Source organism: Granulicella sp. dw_53 (assembly GCF_018449545.1).
Classification (GTDB): Bacteria; Acidobacteriota; Terriglobia; order Terriglobales; family Acidobacteriaceae; genus Edaphobacter.
The window spans coordinates 1-711 of sequence record NZ_JAAVUR010000049.1; the positions used below are offsets into that span (position 1 = coordinate 1).

Below are 711 nucleotides of genomic sequence, written 5' to 3' on the forward strand. Positions count from 1 at the left end.
GATCTGGCGTCTGACGTCGCGTGCCTTGGCGTTAAGTCGGATGAGTAACTTGTGAGCCAGAGCGATGCGGATGACCTTGGGGGGCTTTCCGGCAGCGGCGAGCCGTTCCCGGAAGAGCTTGAAGTCGGGTTCGTAGCGTGCGGCCAGTCCGGCGACCACGAACAGGATCTCGCGCACGGCGGAGCGTCCTCCGCGGACTCTGCGTTTGCCCTGGTGTTTTCCGCTGTCGTTGGCCAGGGGCGCCAGGCCGGCGAGCTTGGAGATGCTCTTATGGGGGAGGGTGCCGATCTCTGGCATCTCGGCCATGAGGCGCGCGACGGTGCGGTCGGCCACCCCCTTGATGGTGCGGAAGGCGGGATCCAGATGCTGCCAGAGCGGGTCTTCGGCGATGAGATGCGCGATGGACTGCTCCAGCGCGCGCTGCTGGCGTTGGAGCATGCGCAGCAGTTCGTCGAACATGGCCCGCAGGGACGGGTCGGTCACCAGACGGCTCTGGTTGCGCTGCGCGGTGTGGATCTGGGTGAGCTGGCGCAGGCGGGTGACCAGGGCTCGAAGCTGCTGGCGGCTGGTGGAGACGGGTTCGGTGGGCGCGCTGGAGCGCACGTCGGCGAAGTGGGCGATGAGGCCGGCGTCGAGGCTGTCGGTCTTTTCCAGCAGGCCGAGGCCCTCGGCGAAGCGGCGCACCTGGCGGGGGTTGAGGATGGCGACGGA

At 67.9% G+C, this 711-nt stretch carries 1 protein-coding gene; it reads right to left on the reverse strand.

Annotation, left to right across the window (positions count from 1 at the left end; genetic code table 11):
* Positions 1–711 (reverse strand): transposase (locus tag HB393_RS24910; RefSeq protein WP_213807930.1); only part of this gene is annotated, 711 nt, incomplete at both ends.